The organism is Ideonella sp., from assembly GCF_036277275.1.
In the GTDB taxonomy this organism is placed as follows: Bacteria; Pseudomonadota; Gammaproteobacteria; order Burkholderiales; family Burkholderiaceae_C; genus Ideonella.
This window is the reverse complement of sequence record NZ_DASUNH010000021.1, coordinates 37,146-56,132: the sequence shown is the minus strand read 5'-3', so window position 1 is coordinate 56,132 and position 18,987 is coordinate 37,146. Positions and strand designations below refer to the sequence as shown.

The window sequence follows — 18,987 nt, the reverse complement described above, 5'->3', positions numbered from 1 at the left end:
GGCTGGGACGGGCAGACTTGCCCAGGTATCCCACATCCCAGCGCCCGTGGTCCGATACCGGATCGCGGGACCTCGACAAACGTGCCGCCGTCCCGAAGAACACGATGAGCTCATTGCTAGACGCCCCCAGCCGCCCTGGCGAAAACGACGCGATCGACCAGGAGTTCAGCTTTGCGGCGGCTGACTTCGAGCGGGTGCGCAAGCTCATCTACCAACGCGCCGGCATCAGCCTGCACGACGGCAAGCGCGCCATGGTCTACAGCCGGCTGTCGCGCCGGCTGCGCGAGACCGGCCACCGCAGTTTCAAGGACTACCTGCAGTGGCTCGAAGGGGCCAGCGGCATGGCCGGCGAGCAGGAATGGCAGGAGTTCATCAACTGCCTGACAACCAACCTGACTTCGTTCTTCCGCGAGGAACACCATTTCCACGCCTTTGCCGACGCGCTGCGCGGCCTGAATGCGACCGTGCGCAACCCGCGCATCTGGTGCAACGCCGCCTCGACCGGCGAAGAGCCCTATTCGATCGCGATGGTGCTCAATGAGGTGCTGGGCGCCGGCACCGGTGCGCGCCTGCTGGCCACCGACATCGACACCAAGGTGCTGGCCACCGGTCAGCGCGGCGTCTATTCGGCCGATTCGCGCGGCCTGTCGCCGGAGCGGCTGAAGAAGCATTTCATGCGCGGCACCGGCGCCAACGCCGGGTTCATCCGCGTCAAGCCCGAGCTGACCAAGCTGATCGACTTCAAGCCGTTCAACCTGATGAGCACGCACTGGTCGATGGGTGAGCCTTTCGACATGGTGTTCTGCCGCAACGTGATGATCTATTTCGACCATGGCACCCAGCGCAAGGTGCTGGAGCGCATCCATGGCGCCATGAAACCGGGCGGCCTGCTGTTCGTGGGTCATTCCGAGAACTTCACCGACTCGCGCGACCTGTTCCATCTGCAGGGCAAGACGATCTACAAGCGGGTGTAGTGCCACCGCAGGCCACGACCGCTTCTCCCGACTCCGAATATCCACGCGAACCAGGTTTCATCCATGGCCATCTTGCCCAATGCTTCTTCATCCGGCGCCGCCCGCGCCGCAGCACCGCCCGCTGTTGCAGCGGGCGGTAGCGGCATCGTCGGCCGCACGCCGCGGCTGGACAAGCTGAAGGCCCAGCCTCGCAAGCCGGGTGAGGCGTCCTTCTTCTTCTACGACGCGCACTTCAAGAACGAAGCGGTCAAGGTGCTGCCCGGCGAGTTCTACTGCGACTCGGAAGACCTGCTGGTGATGACCACGCTGGGCTCGTGCATCGCCGCCTGCCTGTGGGACCGCCAGGCCCGCATCGGCGGCATGAACCACTTCATGCTGCCCGACGGTGCCGGAGACTCGGGTCGCTACGGCTCGTACGCGATGGAACTGCTGATCAACGAGATGATGAAGCGCGGCGCCTCGCGCCTGACGATGGAGGCCAAGGTCTTCGGCGGCGGAGCGGTGATCAGCGGCATGAACTCGATCAACGTCGGCGAACGCAACACGCAATTCGTGCTCGACTTCCTGTCGACCGAGCGCATCCCCGTCGTCTCGAAGGACGTGCTGGACATCTACCCGCGCAAGGTCTGCTTCCTGCCGTTCAGCGGCAAGGCGATGGTCAAGCGCCTGGCGCCGACCAACGCCGAAGCGCTGGTGGCCCAGGACCGCGCAGCCGCCCAGAAGGCGGCACCGGCCAACACCGGCGGCGGCTCGATCGACCTCTTCTGACCATCCATCAAGGCAAACCAAGGAAGAACCATGGCGAAGACGCGTGTGGTGGTGGTGGACGATTCGGCGCTCGTGCGCAGCCTGCTCGCCGAGATCATCAACCGGCAGCCCGACATGGAGTGCATCGGCACCGCAGCGGACCCGTTCGCTGCGCGCGAAATGATCCGCACCCTTAACCCGGACGTGATCACGCTGGATGTCGAAATGCCGCGCATGGACGGCATCGACTTCCTGTCCAAGCTGATGCGCCTGCGGCCGATGCCGGTGCTGATGGTGTCGACGCTGACCGAGCGCGGCGCCGACGTGACGATGCGCGCGCTGGAGCTGGGTGCGCTGGACTTCGTCGCCAAGCCGAAGATCGGCGTGGCCGATGGCCTGAAGCAGTTGGCCGAAGAGATCACCGAGAAGATTCGCATCGCGTCAAAGGCACACGTCAAGCGTGCGCCGGCGGCCCCGCCAGCACCGGCCCCCGGCGCCGCGGCGGCGCCGGCCAAGGCCGCGCCCAGCCCGCTGGGCCGGCTGTCGACTGAAAAACTGATCTTCATCGGTGCCTCCACCGGCGGCACCGAGGCCACCAAGGAAGTGCTGATGAACCTGCCGGCCGATGCGCCCGCGGTCGTCATCACCCAGCACATGCCGCCAGGTTTCACCCGCTCGTACGCGGCGCGGCTGGACACGCTGTGCAAGATCCGGGTCAAGGAAGCGGTCGACGGCGAACGGATCCTGCCCGGCCACGCCTACATCGCACCGGGTGGCCTGCACCTGAGCGTCGAACGCTCGGGCGCCAACTACGTGGCTCGCGTGCGCGACGGCGAGCCGGTGAACCGCCACAAGCCATCGGTCGAGGTGCTGTTCGAGTCAGCGGCCCGCGTGGTCGGCCAGAACGCCTTCGGCATCATGTTGACCGGCATGGGTGCCGATGGTGCCAAGGCCATGAAGACGATGCGCGACGCTGGCAGCTACAACTACGCGCAGAACGAATCGACCTGCGTGGTCTTCGGCATGCCGCGCGAGGCGATCCAGCATGGCGCCGCGAACGAAGTGCTGCCGCTGCAGGACATTGCGACGCACTTGATGGAAAAACTGCGCTCGATGCACGGCGCGCTGCTGCATCGAGTCTGATTTCGGCGCTCCGCAGGAGCCGCCGTCCTCAAGTGGCGTGCGCGGATCCGGCTTTGCCGGTCCGCTGCGCGAGCCCCCTCGGGGGGCAGCCCCCGGAAGGGGGCGTGGGGGCTACAACAATTTCACACCCGGCAAGCCCAGCAGCGAGGTCTCGCGCATGATGCGCACGAACTCCGCCAGGTAGGGACGGTCGGCCAGGCGCTCGGGCGTCGCCGCATACAGCCGCCCCGTCAGCCCTTCGCGGCCGATGCGTTGGTGGGCGACATAGCCGCGGTCCAGGTAGTTCTTCACCGCCCACACCGGCAGCGCTGCCAACCCGCGGCCGCTGGCCACCAGTTGCAGCATCGCCACCGTCAGCTCGCTCGTTCGGCGCGGCGGCGTGATGCCGGCTGGGCGCAGCACGCGACGCACCAGGTCCAGCATGTCGTCGGGCACCGGATAGGTGATCAACGTGTGCTCGGCGAAGTCTTCCGCCTCGAGCCAGGGTTTGGCCAGCAGCACATGGCCCTGCGGCAGCAACGCGACGATCTCGAAGCTGAACAGCGGGCTGTAGACCACGCCGGTCTCGTCGTCCGACAGCTCGGAGACGATGGCCAGTTCGGCGCGGTCCTGGTGCAGCAGGCCGACCGGGTCGGCGTGAAAACCCGAGACGATGTCCAGCTCGACCTCGGGCCAGCGGGCGCGCAGCGCGTCCATCGCCGGCATCAGCCAGTCGAAGCAGGTGTGGCATTCGACCGCGATGCGCAGCGTGCCGGCGGCGCCATCGATCAGGCGCGCCACGTCGCGTTCGGCTTCGCTGACCTGCGGCAGCACCGCGTCAGCCAGACGCAGCAGGCGCTGGCCAGCGGCCGAAAACGCCACCGGGCTGGACTTGCGCTCGAACAGCACCGTGCCGTAGGCCTCTTCCAGCCCCTTCATCTGGTGCGACAGCGCGGACTGCGTCAGGTTCAGCAACTGCGCCGCACGCGACAGGTTGCCCGCCTCACGCAAAGCCAGCAACGTCTTCAGGTGGCGAAGCTCCAGCGGTGACTGAGTCATGAGCCCGATTCAAGTTAGTTCAAGAAAATTTTCGCTTGAATCATAGTGAGGTGATGTCGATCATGCCAAGTGATTCATTCAAATATCGCTCAATCATGATTCAAACTCATATCCTTGGCTTTCCTCGCATCGGTGCGCAGCGCGAACTGAAGTTCGCCCTCGAGCGGCATTGGCGCGGCGAGGTCAGCGCCGACGAGCTCGAAGCGACCGGCCGAACGCTGCGGCGCCGCCATTGGGAGTTGCAGCGGGACGCCGGCCTCGGCTTCCTGACCGTCGGCGACTTCGCGTACTACGACCAAGTCGCCAACCACATCCAGCTCTTTGGCTGTGAGCCGGCCCGCTTCGGATTCAGTGGCGACGAGCCGGCGCTGGCGCGCTACTTCACGATGGCGCGCGGTGTCGCGCACGTGCATGGCGACGGTTGCGGCTGCGGTGCCCAAGCAGCCAGCGGCACGCAGGCGCTGGAGATGACCAAATGGTTCGACACCAACTACCACTACCTCGTGCCCGAGTTCGCCAACGACACCGCCTTCGCGCTGGCGCCGCAGCGGCTGCTGGCAGAGTTGGCCGAAGCGCAGGCGCTGGGCCTGCCGGTCAAGCCGGTGCTGCTGGGCCCGCTGAGCTTCCTGTGGCTCGGCAAGGCCAAGGCAGAGGGTTTCGACCGCCTAGGCCTGCTCGACACCCTGCTGCCGTTGTATGTCGACCTGCTGACCCGCCTGGCCGCTGCTGGCGTGCAATGGGTGCAACTCGACGAGCCGATCCTCGGGCTTGACCTGCCGAGCGCGTGGACGCAGGCTTTCGAGCACGCCTACCAGCGTCTGGCAAAGATCGACGTGTCGGTGCTGCTGGCGACCTACTTCTCGCCGCTGCAAGCCAACCTGCCGCTGGCCTGCCGACTGCCCGTGGCCGGGCTGCATGTCGACGCGGTCCGCGCGCTGGACGAACTGCCCGAGGTGCTGGACGCGCTGCCGCTGGACCGCGAATTGTCGATCGGCATCCTCGACGGCCGCAACATCTGGCGCGCCGACCTGGACACGGCGTTGGTCCACCTGCGCCCAACCCTGGAACGCCGCGGTGGGCGGCTGTGGCTGGCGCCCTCATGCTCGCTGCTGCACGTGCCGCTGAGCTTGGCCGACGACGCGACGCTGGATGCCGAACTGCGCCGGTGGGTGGCCGGTGCGACCGAAAAGCTGGCCGAGCTGCAATTGCTCAAGCGCGCACTGCTGAAGGGGGACGACGCCGTGGCCGGCGACCTGGACGCTGCACGCGCCGTGATCGACGAAAGGCGCCACAGCCCGCGGGTGAAGAACCCGGCTGTCGCCCAGCGTCTGCAGCAACTGCCGGCCAACATCGACCGCCGGATCAGTGCTTTCACGCGCCGCCAGCGCCTGCAGCGCGAACGGCTAAACCTGCCGCCGTTGCCGACGACGACCATTGGCTCGTTCCCGCAGACACCCACCATCCGCGCGGTGCGGGCCGCCCACAAACGCGGCGAGCTGCCGGCCGAGGCCTACCGCGAAGCCATGCAGCACGAGATCGCGCAGGCGGTCGCCTCCCAAGAAGCACTGGGACTCGATGTGCTGGTGCACGGCGAGGCCGAGCGCAACGACATGGTCGAGTACTTCGCCGAGCTGCTGCAAGGCTACGCCTTCAGCGCCAACGGCTGGGTCCAGTCCTACGGCTCGCGCTGCGTGAAGCCGCCGCTGCTGTTCGGCGATGTGTCGCGCCCTGCGCCGATGACGGTCGAATGGGCCCGCCACGCACAGAGCCTGACCAGGCGGCCAATGAAAGGCATGCTGACCGGTCCGATCACGATGCTGCAGTGGTCGTTCGTGCGCGACGACCAGCCACGGGCCGACACGGCGATGCAACTGGCACTCGCGGTGCGCGACGAAGTGCAAGACCTGGAAGCCGCCGGCATCGCGATCATCCAGGTCGACGAACCGGCACTGCGTGAAGGGCTGCCGCTGCGCCGCGCACAGTGGCCAGGCTACCTGGCATGGGCAACGCGCGCGTTCCGCGTTGCGGCCAGCGGCGTGCGCGACGACACGCAGGTTCATACGCACATGTGCTACGCCGAGTTCAACGACATCCTGCCCGAGATCGCCGCGCTGGACGCCGACGTGATCACGATCGAGACCAGCCGCTCGGACATGGAACTGCTGCGGGGCTTCGGCGCCTTCCGCTACCCCAACGAGATCGGCCCCGGCGTCTACGACATCCACTCGCCCCGCGTGCCGACTGCGGCCGAGATGATCCGCCTGCTGCGCAAGGCCGCCGAGGTCGTGCCGGCCGACCGGTTGTGGGTCAACCCGGACTGCGGGTTGAAGACCCGCGGCTGGCCCGAGACGACCGCGGCGCTGCAGCAGATGGTGCTGGCGGCGCAGCAGTTGCGCGAGGAACTGGCGCGTGGCTCGAAAAAATCGGCCGAGACGGCGGAGGCCTGAGGTCTACAGGAAGATCGCCTGCAGGTCGCTCAGGAAATCGAAACCACGCGCGGTGGGCCGCACCACGCGGCCCGTAGGGCCGATGATGGTTTCGAGCAGGCCTTGCGCCTGTGCCATCTTCAGCCCGTCGGCGATCGCCGAGGGCGGCAAGCCGGTGCGATCGGTGAACAAGGCCTCTTCGAAGCCATCGCGCAGGCGCAGCGTGTTGAGCATGAACTCGAAAGGCAGCGACTTGCGCGCCACCTCGTCTTCGTTCGAGCTCGCCTTGCCAGCCAGCGCCTCGGCCATGTAGCGCGCCGGCTCGCGCCACTTCACGGTGCGCAGCACGCGATGCGGAAAGCTCAGTTTGCCGTGCGCGCCGGCGCCCAGGCCCAGGTAGTCACCGAACTGCCAGTAGTTCAGGTTGTGGGCGCAGCGGTGGCCCGGCCGTGCATAGGCCGAAACCTCGTAGCGATCCAGGCCAGCCTCGCCGGTCAGCTCGACCAGCCGGTCCATCATCTGCGCGCTGGTGTCATCGTCGGGCAGCACCGGGGGCTTCACTGCGAATGCGGTGTTCGGCTCCAGCGTCAGGTGGTACAGGCTCAGGTGCGGCGGGTTGAAGCCGAGCGCGGTGCGCACGTCGATTTCCAGCTCGGCCAGCGTCTGGCCGGGCAACGCGTACATCAGGTCGAGGTTGAAGGTATCGAAGGTCGACGCCGCTTCCTCGATCGCGGCGATGGCTTGCGCACGGTCGTGCACGCGGCCCAGCGCCTTCAGCTTGCTGTCGTCGAAGCTCTGCACGCCGATCGACAAGCGCGTGACGCCGGCCGCGTGGAAGGCACGGAAGCGCTCGCGCTCGAAGGTGCCGGGGTTGGCCTCCAGCGTGATCTCGCAACCCGGCGCCAGCGGCAACAGCAGGCGCAGGTCCGACAGCAGGCGCTCGATGCCGGCCGGCGAGAACAGGCTCGGCGTGCCACCGCCGATGAACACCGTCTGCACCGTGCGACCCCAGACCAGCGGCAGGCTGGCTTCGAGGTCGGCGCGCAGCGCGTCCAGGTACTGGGTTTCGGGGAGCTCACGGCCGTTGTTCTTGCTCGCGCCCAGTTCGTGGCTGTTGAAGTCACAGTACGGGCACTTCTTCAGGCACCAAGGCAGGTGCACGTAGACCGACAGCGGCGGCGGCGCGCCGAGCTGCAGAGTGCCCGGGCGCAGGAAGCGGTCGGCGGCGGTCGCATCCATCACAGGTGCCAAGCGTCGCGCATCAGCGTGATCATCTGCGCCGCCGCGATCGCCCGGTGGCTGTGGGCGTTCTTCAGCGCGGTGGGCAATGTGGCCACGGTCTGGCCCAGCGCGGGGATGAACATCAGCGGGTCGTAGCCAAACCCGCCCTCGCCTTGCGGCGCGGTCAGGATCTCGCCGCCCCAGCGGCCGAAGGCGATCAGCGGCTCGGGGTCGTTGGCGCTGCGCAGCGCGATCAGCGAGCAGACGAAGCTGGCGCGCCGGTCGGTAGCGCCATCCAGGCGGTCCAGCAGCAGATGATTGTTGGCAGCGTCTTGCGCGCGACGCTGAGCCTCGCGGTCCATGCCCGGCGCGGGCGAGAACGGCGCGAACACCGCCGACTGCACGCCAGGCTCGCCGCCCAGCGCGTCGACACACAGGCCCGAGTCGTCGGCAATCGCCGGCAACCCGGTCACCGCAGCGGCGTGGCGCGCTTTCGCCAGCCCGTTTTCGACGAAGGTGTGGTGCGGCTCCTCGGCTTCACTGACCCCCAGAGAGCCCTGGGTCACCAGCTCGATGCCCAGCGGCGCGAACAGCTGGCCCAGTTCGGCCAGCTTCTTTGCATTGTTCGAGGCCAGCACCAGTTTCACGCGCTCAGCCTTTGTTCAGCGGGCGGGCCAGTGCAGCGCGCTGCGCCTCGGCCAGCTCCTGGATGCCCTTGCTGGCCAGCGCCAGCAGTGCGTCCATCTCGGCGCGGCTGAAGGCCGCACCTTCTGCGGTGCCCTGCACTTCGACGAAGCCGCCGCTGGCCGTCATCACGACGTTCATGTCGGTGTCGCAGGCCGCGTCTTCGATGTACTCCAGGTCCAGCAGCGCCGTGCCTTCGATCAGGCCGACCGACACCGCGGCCACCGCGTCACGCACCGGCGAGACGGCGATCTTGCCGCTGGCCAGCAACACCGACACGGCGTCTTGTGCGGCGACGAAAGCCCCGGTGATCGCCGCGGTGCGGGTACCGCCATCGGCTTGCAGCACGTCACAGTCGAGCGTGATCGTGCGTTCGCCGAGCAGCTTCAGGTCGAACACCGCGCGCAGCGAGCGACCGATCAGGCGCTGGATCTCCTGCGTGCGGCCGCTTTGCTTGCCACGGGCGGCTTCGCGGTCGCTGCGGGTGTGCGTCGAGCGCGGCAGCATGCCGTATTCGGCGGTCAGCCAGCCTTCGCCGCTGCCCTTCTTGTGCGGCGGCACCCGCTCTTCGACCGAGGCGGTGCACAGCACGCGGGTCTCGCCGAACTCGATCAGCACCGAGCCTTCGGCGTGCTTGGTGAAGCCACGGGTGATGCGCAGCGGGCGCAACGAATCGGGCTTGCGGCCTTGGGAACGTTGGAAGCTCATGGGGTCTTTCTAAAGCGGAAACGGCGCCCTGAAGGCGCCGGTGCGGGGACGGGATGATTTCAGGGCCGCTTCTTGGACGAGCGCTGGATCGCCTCGTTGATCTCGCGGATCGAACGCTCGATCTCGGCTTCGTCCAGGTCGCCCGGCGCGGTGTCGGCCAGGCTGGCCTGGATGGTCGACGCGAACACGTCTTCGCCCAGGCTGCGGGTGGACACGCCGGCGATCGAATCGCTCTCCTCGACGGCCTCCCATTCGACCGCCAGCACGGTGACGTTGTCGCCGTGGGTGCCGCCATTGCGCAGCGCACGTTCGACCATCTCGGGCACGCCGTCGGACAGCGAGCGCGTCGACAGCAGTTCGACGATCTCTTCGTCGTTCAGCTGGCTCCACAGGCCGTCCGAGCAGACGATCAGCCGGTCGCCGGTTTGCAGCGTGACCGGGCCGACCGTGTCGACCACCGGCTTGCCGGGGCTGCCCAGGCAGGTAAACAGCACCGAACGGTTGAACTTGGCGTCGATCGGGACGACCTGCGACAGCGTGTTCTGCAGCTCGGTGTACGAGTGGTCGCGGGTGCGGGCGATCAGGTTGCCGCCGCGCACCAGATACAGGCGCGAATCGCCGCAGTGGGCCCAGAAGGCTGCACGGCCCTGCAGAACGCAGGCGACGACCGTCGTGCGGGGCGTGTCGACCAGGCCCTTTTCGGTGGCATAGCGCAGCAGCTGGTGATGGCCGGCGAGGATCGAGTCTTGCAGGAAGCGCAGCGGGCTCTTCAGGCTGGACTTGGCTTCACGCTGGAACGCGGCGGCCAGGGTTTGCAGTGCGAGCTGAGAAGCCACTTCACCCTCAGGGTGGCCACCCATGCCGTCGGCGAGCGCGAACAAACCCGAATCCCGCGTGTAGCAGTAGCCCATGCGGTCTTCGTTCTTTTCGCGGCCGCCTTTCCGGCTGACCTGGTAGACGGAAAATTTCATCGTGCCCCGGTCTTCAGGTTCTCGATCTGCAGTTTGAGGCGCTCAGTGAAACTGAGCGAGGTATAGCGCCGTTCGGTCTCGCGTGACAACTCTTTTTGCAATGCGAACACACTTTGGGGCCGCGACAGCGGGTCCAGCGACATGCACCACTCGGTGACCTCGATCAGGTTGTCCGAGTAGGTGTTACGCATGCGCGACATCGACAGGGTCAAGCGGTCTTTGTCGATGCGCTGCGGCGCGTCGGTCGGGGGGTAACCCTGCATGCAGGCGTAGATGCAGGCGCCGATCGCGTAGATGTCGGTCCACGGGCCCAGCGAGCCGTCGCGGCGGTACATCTCGGGCGCGGCAAAGCCGGGCGTGTACATCGGCCGGATGAAGTTGCCTTCCTTGCTCAGCACCTCACGGGCGGCGCCGAAATCGAGCAGCACGGCCTTGTTGTCATTGGTGATGAAGATGTTGGCCGGCTTGATGTCCAGGTGCAGCATCTTGTGCTGGTGGACGATGCGCAGGCCTTTCAGGATCTCGTCGAAGAGCGACCGGATGGTCGACTCGCGAAAGACCTTTTCCTGCTTCAGGTCGCGCGCCGTGACGATGAAATCCTGCAGCGTGTCGCCCTGCAGGTAGTTCATCACCATGTAGACGGTCTCGTTCTCGCGGAAGAAGTTCAGCACCGAGACGACACTGGGGTGCGAGATCTGTGCGAGCGAGCGACCTTCTTCGAAGAAGCTCTTGAGGCCCAGCCGGTACAGCGGCTGCTTCTCGGGTTTGACGCGGGGCACCAGCTCACCGACGGAGCGCTCTGCCAGCGAGGCCGGCAGGTATTCTTTCAGGGCAACCAGGTGGCGTTCTTCGTCTTCAGCGAGGTACACCACGCCAAAGCCGCCGGCCGCCAGTTTCTTGATGATCTGGTAGCCACCGACCACGGTGCCCGCGGGCAACGGGGCGGGTTTGGGCTTTGACATAATTGGGTTTTTGCTTGGTGCAAAAGCTTCATGCCAGTTTACAGCATGACCGGGTTCGCGAGCGCCAGCGCCGCCCCGGTGGCCGAGGGTGAAGCCCACCCTGCCGGTGTGACCGTGGAAATGCGCACGGTCAACAGTCGCTTCCTCGATATCGCGTTCCGCTTGCCTGACGAGCTGCGTCAGGTCGAGCCCGCGTTGCGGGAGCTTTTGACCGCCGGCCTGCGCCGGGGCAAGGTCGAGGTGCGTGCTCTGTTGGGCCGCAGCGCCGACGAAGGGCTGCCACAACCCAGCACCGAACAGCTGAACCGCATGGCGCGGATCGAGAGCACGGTGCAGGGCTGGTTGCCCAGCGCGGTCGGGCTGTCGGTGCACGAGGCGTTGCAGTGGTGCCGCGGTGGCGGCAGCAGCAATGCCAACGCCGGGCTCGACGAGTTGGCGGTGCAGGCCGCACGCAACGCGATCGAGGCGCTGAGGGAAGCCCGGGCCCGTGAGGGCGAACGCCTGAAGCAGATCCTGACCGAGCGCCTGACCACCTTGCGTCAGTTGGCCGAACAGGCCGCGCCGCTGGTGCCGGCCGTCGTGCAGAAGCAGCAGCAACGCTTCATGGAGCGCTGGACCGAAGCGCTGGCCTCGGCCGGCGCAGCCGGCGCGGTGTCGGCTGAAGCCGCGCGCGACCGGGCGTTGAACGAAGCGGCGGCCTACGCGATCCGCATCGACGTGGCCGAAGAGCTGTCCCGCCTGCAGTCGCACCTGGACGAGATCGAGCGCCTGCTGGCCAAGGGTGGCGAGGTCGGCAAACGGCTGGACTTCCTGATCCAGGAACTGCACCGAGAGGCCAACACGCTGGGCTCGAAGTCGTCGGCGCTGGAGCTGACCGGCATTTCGGTCGACATGAAGGTCGCGATCGAGCAGATGCGCGAACAGGTTCAAAACATCGAATAACGCGTTGGCATGGAAACTCCCGGCAACCTCTTCGTCGTCGCAGCCCCCAGCGGGGCCGGCAAGTCCAGCCTGGTCAAGGCCTTGCTGGAACTGGATTCGCACCTGTCGGTGTCGATTTCACACACCACCCGTCCGCCGCGCGGACAAGAGCAGCACGGCCGCGAGTACTGGTTCATCTCGCCGGACGAATTTGCCGGCATGGTCGAGCGCGGCGAGTTCTTCGAATGGGCGGAGGTGCACGGCAACCGCTACGGTACCTCGCGCCTGGGCATCGAGGCGCGGCTGATGGCCGGCGAAGACGTGGTGCTCGAAATCGACTGGCAAGGCGCGCTGCAGATCAAGCAGCTGTTTCCCTTCGCGGTGCTGATCTTCATCCTGCCGCCCAGCTGGAGCGAACTGGAGCAGCGGCTGCGCCGCCGCGGCGAGGACCAACCCGAGGTCATCACCACCCGGCTGGCGAACGCACGGGTCGAGGTGGCACAGGCTCGCCATTTCGACTACGTTATAATCAATAGCTTGTTCGAGACGGCGCTTTTCGATATGAAAACCGTCGTTCACTCGCAGCGGTTGAAATATGCGGCCCAGCGCCGCGCCAAATCAACCGTCTTCGCGGCACTCAACCTCGATTGACCTCCGCGCCTGCTTCCAACGAGAACCCATCATGGCCCGTATCACCGTCGAAGACTGCCTCGCCCGCATCCCCAACCGCTTCCAGCTGGTGCTGGCCGCGACGTACCGCGCCCGCATGCTGAGCCAGGGCCACGCGCCCAAAGTCGAATCGAAGAACAAGCCGGGCGTGACCGCGCTGCGCGAGATCGCTGCCGGCGAAGTCGGCATCGAGATGCTGCGCAAGGTTCCGACCTGATCCGCTGCTCGCTTCTTCTGCCAACAACGGGCGCCTTCATGGCGCCCGTTGTGCTTTTCTTGGTGCGTTATCCGCGAAAGCCCCGATCCGGGGCAGCCGGGTGACATAGGCTAAATTCCAAGGATGGGTATTCGCTCGTTTGCCGCCGAACTGCTGCCGACTGCGCTGCAGGGGCGGCCGCGTGCACCGGCCAACGTGTCGCCGCCCAGCGCCGAGGTCAGCACCTTCGCCGGCCTGTCGTCCAAGCTGGGCCATCTGCCCAAAGGCGAGCTGAAGTCGATCCGAGACGCCTACAAGTTCGCCGACGAAGCGCACCTGGGCCAGTACCGCGCCAGCGGCGAGCCCTACATCACCCACCCCATCGCAGTGGCCGGCCTGGTGGCCGACTGGAAGCTGGACGCGCAGGCCATCATGGCCGCGCTGATGCACGACGCGATGGAGGACTGCGGCATCACCAAGACCGAGCTGATCGAGCGCTTCGGCGCGACGACGGCCGAGCTGGTCGATGGCCTGACCAAGCTGGACAAGCTGAACTTCTCGACCCGGGAAGAAGGCCAGGCGGAATCGTTCCGCAAGATGCTGCTGGCGATGTCACGCGACGTGCGCGTGATCCTCGTCAAGCTGGCCGACCGGCTGCACAACATGCGCACGATGAGCGCGATGAAGCCGGACAAGCGCCAGCGCATCGCCCGCGAAACGCTGGACATCTATGCGCCGATCGCGCACCGGCTGGGCCTGAACCAGGTCTACCGCGAGCTGCAGGAGCTGTCGTTCACCTACCTCTTCCCCTGGCGCCATGGCGCATTGGAAAAGGCGGTGCAGCGCGCCCGCGGCTACCGGCGTGACATCGTCTCGCGGGTGCAGAAAGACGTCACCAAGGCTTTTGCCGAGGCGCGCCTGAAGGTCGAGGTCAACGGGCGCGAGAAGACCGTCTACTCGATCTACCGCAAGATGCGCGAGAAGCACGCCGGCTTCGCATCGGTCAACGACATCTTCGGCTTTCGCATCGTCGTCGCCACCTTGCCCGACTGTTACCTGGCGCTTGGCGTGCTGCACCAGCTGTACAAGCCGGTGCCCGGCCGTTTCAAGGACTACATCGCGATTCCCAAGGCCAACGGCTACCAGTCGTTGCACACCACGCTGGTCAGCCCGCTGGGCACCGCGGTGGAATTCCAGATCCGCACCGAAGCAATGCACGCCGTGGCCGAGGCCGGCATCGCGGCGCACTGGCTCTACAAGGTCGGCACCAAGGGCGGCAGCCCGTCCGATGTCGCGCAGCGCCTGGGCGCGCTGTGGTTGAAGTCGCTGATCGACATCCAGGACGAGACGCGCGACGCCGGCGAGTTCCTCGAGCACGTGAAGATCGACCTCGTCCCCGACGCGGTCTACGTCTTCACGCCGATGAGCAAGATCCTGGCACTGCCGCGCGGCGCGACACCGGTCGACTTCGCCTACGCGATCCACTCCGATGTCGGCGACCATTGCGTGGCGGTCAAGATCAACAGCGAGCCGGCCACGCTGCGCTCAGAGCTGCGCTCGGGCGATGTGGTCGAGGTGATCACCGCACCGAACGCCCGGCCCAACCCGGCCTGGCTGAACTTCGTGCGCACCGGGCGCGCGCGCTCGAAGATCCGCCACTACCTGAAGAACCTGGAACAGGAAGAATCCCAGGCGCTGGGCGAGAAGATGCTGTCGCAGGCACTGCGGCTCGAAGGCCTGACGCTGCCGCCGCTCGACCCGGCTGGCCCGGATACGCTTTGGCCCGGCGTGCTGCGCTGGAGCGGCAATCGCAGCCCGGCCGAGCTGATGACCGATATCGGCCTGGGCAAGAAGATCGCGACCATCGTCGCCAAGCGCATTGCGCAGGACCTGCACGAGCAGGGCCACAAGCCGGACGCGGTGACGCTGAGCCTGAACCGCTACAGCCACACCGACGGCGAAACCATGCAGGGCCTGGTCGTCATCGACGGTGCCGAAGGCGCCAGCGTGACGATGGCCCCCTGCTGCCGGCCGATCCCGGGTGACCAGATCGTCGGCTACCTGGGCCGCGGCGAAGGCCTGACCGTGCACACCTCCGACTGCCAGGTCGGCCAGCGCCTGTACGAACGTGACCGCGAACGCTGGATGCAGGTCGAATGGGCCGAGGAGCCGACACGGGCCTTCGAGACCCAGTTGCAGGTGCTGCTGCACAACGGCAAGGGCGCGCTGGCACAAGTGGCGCAGGCCGTGAGCCGCGCCGAGGCCGACATCACCCACATCGACATGGGCGACGAGCGCCCCGGCGAAACCGCCGACATGAAGCTGCTGGTGAGCGTGCGCGACCGGCTGCACCTGGCCGAGGTGCTGCGCACGTTGAAGCGCACGCCGGCGGTGCTGCGAGTGAACCGGGTCCGGCCTTAGCGAGCCGGGCCTTTCGACAGGCTCGAGGCGAGCGGACCATCAAGGCCCTTCGACAAGCTCAGGGCGAACGGTGAGGAGAGTTGCTGTTCCTCCCTCACGGCGCCCGCACCACCCGTTCGGGCTGAGCTTGTCGAAGCCCAGGCCACATCACTCCTCCACTTTCGGGTACTTCACCTCGATCACCTCCAGCGTCTCGACGCCGCCGGGCGTCATCAGCGAGACTTCATCGCCTTCGCGCGCCTTCAACAGCGCGCGGGCGATGGGCGAGACCCAGCTCACTTCACCGTGCAGGTGGTCGACCTCGTCGATGCCTTTGATCGTGATCGTGCGCTCTTCGCCCTTGGCGTTGGCGTAGGTCACGGTGGCGCCGAAGAAGATCTGGTCGCTGCCGTGGTGCAGCGACGGGTCGGCGACCTCGGCAATGTCCAAGCGTTTGGTCAGGAAGCGGATGCGGCGGTCGATCTCGCGCAGGCGCTTCTTGCCGTAGAGGTAGTCGCCGTTCTCCGACCGGTCGCCGTTCGACGCGGCCCAGTGCACCACCTCGACCACCTTGGGCCGCTCTTCGTCGATCAACTGCAGGAATTCGGCGCGCAGGCGCGCGTAGCCGGCCGGCGTGATGTAGTTCTTGCCGCCGGCGGGCAACGGCGGCAGGCTCGGGCCATCGTCGTCATCGTCGGCTGCGTCGGGTTCTTTGGTGAAGGCCTTGTTCATGGTGGGCGTGTGCAGGGCCTGAATTTTGGCAGGCTGACACACCCGACTCGGGCGCGCGGATTCAGCCGTGCCGGGGGCGCTGCTGCGCCACCCGCTGCAGCAACTCGATCAACAACGCCTTCTCGGCGGGCGACAGCACCTTCAGCGCATCGTTCTCCATGGTTTGCGCGATCTTGCGTGCGCGCGTCACCAGCGCCTGACCGGCGGGGGTCAGACGGATCAGTTGGGCCCGGCGGTCGCGCTCGCTGCGTTCGCGCCGGATCCAGCCCTGTTCGACCATGCGGTCCAGCGTCACTGCCAGGTTCGGCGGCGAAACGTCCAGCGCCAGGCCCAACTGCTTCTGGTTGACCTCGGCGTTGGTGTCGACCAGCACCAGCACCGAAAACTCCACCGCCTTCAGTTTCAACGGGCCCAGGTGGCGGCTGAAGCTCTTCTTCAGCTCGATCGACGCTCGCGATGCGGCGTAGCCCACCAGGTGCAGGAGCCCGCTCTGGTCGAGCACGTCGTCGCGACTGGCCACTGCGGCTGCTTCAGTTGATTTCGGCAACACTGGTTTCGCCACCGTCACGCCTTCTTCGCCCCGAGGTAGGTCTCGATCACGCGTGGGTCGACGGCCAGCGCCTGGGCTGGCCCTTCGAGCGCGATCGAGCCGGTTTCCAGCACGTAGCCGTGATCGGCCACTTCCAGCGCCGCGCGAGCGTTCTGCTCGATCAGCAGGATACTGACGCCGGTGGCCCGCAGCGCAGTGATGGTGCGGAAGATCTCCTTCACCACCAGCGGCGCAAGGCCCAGGCTGGGCTCGTCGAGCATCAACACCTTGGGCCGGCTCATCAGCGCCCGCCCGACTGCGAGCATCTGCCGCTCGCCGCCGGACAAGGTGCCGGCCAGCTGCAGCCGCCGTTCCTTCAGGCGTGGGAACAGCGTGTAGACCTCGTCCAGCGTCGAGCGCCAGTTGGCCACGCGCTGCTTCATCGGGCGGAAGCCGCCGAGCACCAGGTTGTCTTCGACCGGCATCGTGCCGAACAGCTCGCGCTTTTCAGGCACCAGCGCAATGCCCGCCATCACGCGCTCTTCGAGCGTGGCATGCGACACGTCGACACCGTCGAACACGATGCGCCCGCGCGCCGGCAGCACGCCCATCAACGCGTTCAGCGTGGTCGACTTGCCGGCACCATTGGGGCCGATCACCGTGACCACCGCACCGCGCGGCAACGTCAGGTTCAGGCCCGACAAGACCTCGGCCTTGCCGTAGCCAGCGTGCAGGTCCGTCACTTGAAGAATGGGTTGCGTCATTTCACTGACCATCCAGCGCAAACCGGCGCACGGGACTGACAGAGCCAAGCGGCTGCCGCGGAACCGGCTTTGCCGGGCCGCTGGCGGCGCCCCCTCGAGGGGGAGGCGCCGAAGGCGCTTCGGGGGTGGGCCATCAATGCTCCGTGCCAAGGTAAGCGGCGCGCACGACCGGGCTGGCCTGCACCTCGGCCGGTGTGCCGGCGATCAGCTTGGTGCCGAACTCCATCACGACGATGTGGTCGACCAGGCCCATCACGAAGTCCATGTCGTGCTCGACCAGCAGGATCGACAGTCCTTCGGCCTTCAGCTGGCGCAGCACGTCGGCCAACGCCTGTTTCTCTTTCAAGCGCAGGCCGGCGGCCGGCTCGTCCAGCAGCAGCAGCGACGGGTCGGTGCAGAGCGCGCGGGCAATCTCCATCAGGCGCTGTGGGCCAAGCGCCAGGTTGCCGGCCAACTCGTGCATCTGGCCCGCCATGCCGATGCGCGCCAGCTGCGCCTCGGCCTCGGCAAACAGGCGACGCTCTTCGTCGCGGTCCAGACGCAGCATTGCTTTGGTGACGCCCGCCGAGGTGCGCAGGTAGCCGCCGAGCGCGACGTTCTCCAGCACCGTCATCTCCGGAATCATCTTCACGTGCTGGAACGTGCGGCTCATGCCCAGCCGCGCGATCGCGCGCGACGGCAAGCCGGCCACATCGCGGCCGCGGAACACCACCCCGCCGGCCGTCAACGACAACACGCCCGACACCAGGTTGAAGGTGGTCGACTTGCCGGCGCCATTGGGCCCGATCAGGCCCATGATGTCGCCCGCGTGGATCGTGAAACTCACATCGTTGACGGCGACCAGCCCGCCGAACTGCTTGCGCACGGCTTTCACGTCCAGCAGCAGTTCGCCAGGCTTGGGCTTGTCGCGTGTCGGCAATGGGGCCGCGCCCTGCCAGTCCTTCACCCGCTGCGGTGCGGGCAACCAGCGCTGCACGAAGGTCCACAGCCCATCGGGCGCGTACTTCAGCACCAGGATCAGCACGAGGCCGAAAACGATGATCTCGAAGTTGCCGCTGGTGCCGATCAGTCTGGGCAGCAGCACCTGCAGCTCGTCTTCCACCAGCTTGACGACCGCGGCCCCGGTGAACGCGCCCCAGACATGGCCGACACCGCCCAGCACCGCCATGAACAGGAACTCGATGCCCTTGTTCAGCCCGAAAGGCGACGGATTCACCGTGCGCTGGAAGTGCGCGAACAGCCAGCCCGACACCGAGGCCAGCATCGCCGCCAGCACGAACGCGGTCAGCTTGTAGCGAAAGGTCGAGATGCCCATCGCCTCGGCCATCGTCGACCCGCTCTTCAGGGCGCGGATCGCGCGGCCGCTGCGTGAATCGAGCAGATGCGTCACGCCCAGCGCCGAGGCGAGCGCAATGACCCAGATCAGCCCGTAGATCGCCCGCCCGCTGGCGAGACTCTGGCCGAACAGCGTCAGCGCCGGCACGCCGAGGATGCCGTCGTACTTGCCGAGGAACTCCATGTTCGACATCGTGTAATACAGCGCCAGTCCCCAGCAGATGGTCGCCAGCGGCAGGTAGTGGCCCGACATGCGCAGCGTCAACGCCCCCAGCACCAGCGCAACGATCACCGCCAGCGCCAAGCCGACGAACAGCGTGATCCACGGCGACACGCCCAGGCTCACCGACAGGTAGGCCGAGGTGTAGGCCCCAACGCCGACGAACGCGGCCTGGCCGAACGACGTGAGCCCGGCGACACCGGTCAGCAGCACCAGCCCCAGCGAGACGATCGCGTACAGCCCGATGTAGTTGAGCTGGGTGATCCAGAACTCGGGCACCGGCAACAGCGGCACCACGAGCATCGCCACCGCGAAAAGTGGCAACCAGAACTTGCGAGGCAGCATGT

Annotated in this window: 18 protein-coding genes; 8 read left to right on the top strand and 10 right to left on the bottom strand. The window is 66.8% G+C overall.

Translation table 11 applies throughout. The features are described from left to right. The first annotated feature begins 104 nt into the window (after positions 1-104). The 3 genes from VFY73_RS04695 (at position 105) to VFY73_RS04685 (ending at position 2,864) form a co-directional block, all read left to right on the top strand. Entirely contained in the window at positions 105-974 is an 870-nt protein-coding gene (locus tag VFY73_RS04695) for a CheR family methyltransferase (protein ID WP_329716758.1), read from the top strand. Positions 975-1,037: 63 nt separating this feature from the next. Continuing rightward, positions 1,038-1,742: a chemoreceptor glutamine deamidase CheD gene (gene cheD / locus VFY73_RS04690; RefSeq protein ID WP_329716757.1), complete on the top strand. Its 705-nt coding sequence runs from the start codon at positions 1,038-1,040 to the stop codon at positions 1,740-1,742. 30 nt (positions 1,743-1,772) lie between these two features. Further along, positions 1,773-2,864 carry a chemotaxis response regulator protein-glutamate methylesterase gene (locus VFY73_RS04685; RefSeq protein WP_329716756.1) on the top strand — a complete coding sequence of 364 codons (1,092 nt, stop codon included), beginning with the start codon at positions 1,773-1,775 and terminating at the stop codon, positions 2,862-2,864. Positions 2,865-2,975: 111 nt separating this feature from the next. Here the strand turns inward: VFY73_RS04685 and VFY73_RS04680 are convergent, their stop codons facing one another. Further along, a complete protein-coding gene (locus VFY73_RS04680; protein ID WP_329716755.1) occupies positions 2,976-3,902 on the bottom strand; it encodes a LysR family transcriptional regulator in 927 nt (308 codons plus the stop codon). A 95-nt stretch (positions 3,903-3,997) separates the two neighbouring features. Between VFY73_RS04680 and metE the strand changes: the two genes are divergently transcribed. Continuing rightward, the gene (metE, locus tag VFY73_RS04675) at positions 3,998-6,349 is read left to right on the top strand and encodes a 5-methyltetrahydropteroyltriglutamate--homocysteine S-methyltransferase (RefSeq protein WP_329716754.1); all 2,352 of its coding nucleotides are present in this window, start codon (positions 3,998-4,000) and stop codon (positions 6,347-6,349) included. 3 nt (positions 6,350-6,352) lie between these two features. On the opposite strand, the gene hemW is transcribed toward metE, so the two are convergent. From hemW to VFY73_RS04650, 5 genes are read right to left on the bottom strand one after another with little or no spacing between them, the layout of a single operon-like run. Continuing rightward, complete coding sequence (hemW, locus tag VFY73_RS04670) at positions 6,353-7,567, bottom strand: radical SAM family heme chaperone HemW (protein ID WP_329716753.1); 1,215 nt, start codon at positions 7,565-7,567, stop codon at positions 6,353-6,355. Beyond that, positions 7,567-8,196 (bottom strand): non-canonical purine NTP pyrophosphatase, encoded by a 630-nt coding sequence (locus VFY73_RS04665; protein WP_329716752.1) that lies wholly within the window; start codon positions 8,194-8,196, stop codon positions 7,567-7,569. Before VFY73_RS04665 ends, hemW begins: the two co-directional genes overlap by 1 nt. Before the next feature lie 4 nt (positions 8,197-8,200). Next, complete coding sequence (gene rph / locus VFY73_RS04660) at positions 8,201-8,941, bottom strand: ribonuclease PH (protein WP_329716751.1); 741 nt, start codon at positions 8,939-8,941, stop codon at positions 8,201-8,203. 59 nt (positions 8,942-9,000) lie between these two features. Then, positions 9,001-9,912 (bottom strand): PP2C family serine/threonine-protein phosphatase, encoded by a 912-nt coding sequence (locus VFY73_RS04655; protein ID WP_329716750.1) that lies wholly within the window; start codon positions 9,910-9,912, stop codon positions 9,001-9,003. Next, the gene (locus VFY73_RS04650; protein WP_329716749.1) at positions 9,909-10,874 is read right to left on the bottom strand and encodes a serine/threonine protein kinase; all 966 of its coding nucleotides are present in this window, start codon (positions 10,872-10,874) and stop codon (positions 9,909-9,911) included. Before VFY73_RS04650 ends, VFY73_RS04655 begins: the two co-directional genes overlap by 4 nt. A 30-nt stretch (positions 10,875-10,904) precedes the next feature. On the opposite strand from VFY73_RS04650, the gene VFY73_RS04645 reads away from it, so the two are divergent. From VFY73_RS04645 to VFY73_RS04630, 4 genes are all read left to right on the top strand, one after another. Then, a complete protein-coding gene (locus tag VFY73_RS04645; RefSeq protein ID WP_329716748.1) occupies positions 10,905-11,816 on the top strand; it encodes a YicC/YloC family endoribonuclease in 912 nt (303 codons plus the stop codon). A gap of 9 nt (positions 11,817-11,825) precedes the next feature. Next, entirely contained in the window at positions 11,826-12,446 is a 621-nt protein-coding gene (gene gmk, locus VFY73_RS04640; RefSeq protein WP_329716747.1) for a guanylate kinase, read from the top strand. A 31-nt stretch (positions 12,447-12,477) separates the two neighbouring features. Continuing rightward, a complete protein-coding gene (gene rpoZ, locus VFY73_RS04635) occupies positions 12,478-12,681 on the top strand; it encodes a DNA-directed RNA polymerase subunit omega (protein ID WP_329716746.1) in 204 nt (67 codons plus the stop codon). A 123-nt stretch (positions 12,682-12,804) separates the two neighbouring features. Beyond that, positions 12,805-15,081 carry a bifunctional (p)ppGpp synthetase/guanosine-3',5'-bis(diphosphate) 3'-pyrophosphohydrolase gene (locus tag VFY73_RS04630; protein WP_329716745.1) on the top strand — a complete coding sequence of 759 codons (2,277 nt, stop codon included), beginning with the start codon at positions 12,805-12,807 and terminating at the stop codon, positions 15,079-15,081. A gap of 147 nt (positions 15,082-15,228) precedes the next feature. Here VFY73_RS04630 and greB read toward each other — a convergent pair whose 3' ends face one another. The 4 genes from greB to VFY73_RS04610 form a co-directional block, all read right to left on the bottom strand. Then, the gene (greB, locus tag VFY73_RS04625; RefSeq protein ID WP_329716744.1) at positions 15,229-15,792 is read right to left on the bottom strand and encodes a transcription elongation factor GreB; all 564 of its coding nucleotides are present in this window, start codon (positions 15,790-15,792) and stop codon (positions 15,229-15,231) included. Between the two features lie 61 nt (positions 15,793-15,853). Then, positions 15,854-16,312 (bottom strand): MarR family winged helix-turn-helix transcriptional regulator, encoded by a 459-nt coding sequence (locus tag VFY73_RS04620; RefSeq protein ID WP_329716743.1) that lies wholly within the window; start codon positions 16,310-16,312, stop codon positions 15,854-15,856. A gap of 44 nt (positions 16,313-16,356) precedes the next feature. Then, positions 16,357-17,085, bottom strand: a complete 729-nt coding sequence (locus VFY73_RS04615; RefSeq protein WP_329716742.1) for an ABC transporter ATP-binding protein — start codon at positions 17,083-17,085, stop codon at positions 16,357-16,359. A 133-nt stretch (positions 17,086-17,218) separates the two neighbouring features. Continuing rightward, complete coding sequence (locus VFY73_RS04610; RefSeq protein ID WP_329716741.1) at positions 17,219-18,985, bottom strand: branched-chain amino acid ABC transporter ATP-binding protein/permease; 1,767 nt, start codon at positions 18,983-18,985, stop codon at positions 17,219-17,221. Positions 18,986-18,987 lie beyond the last annotated feature (2 nt).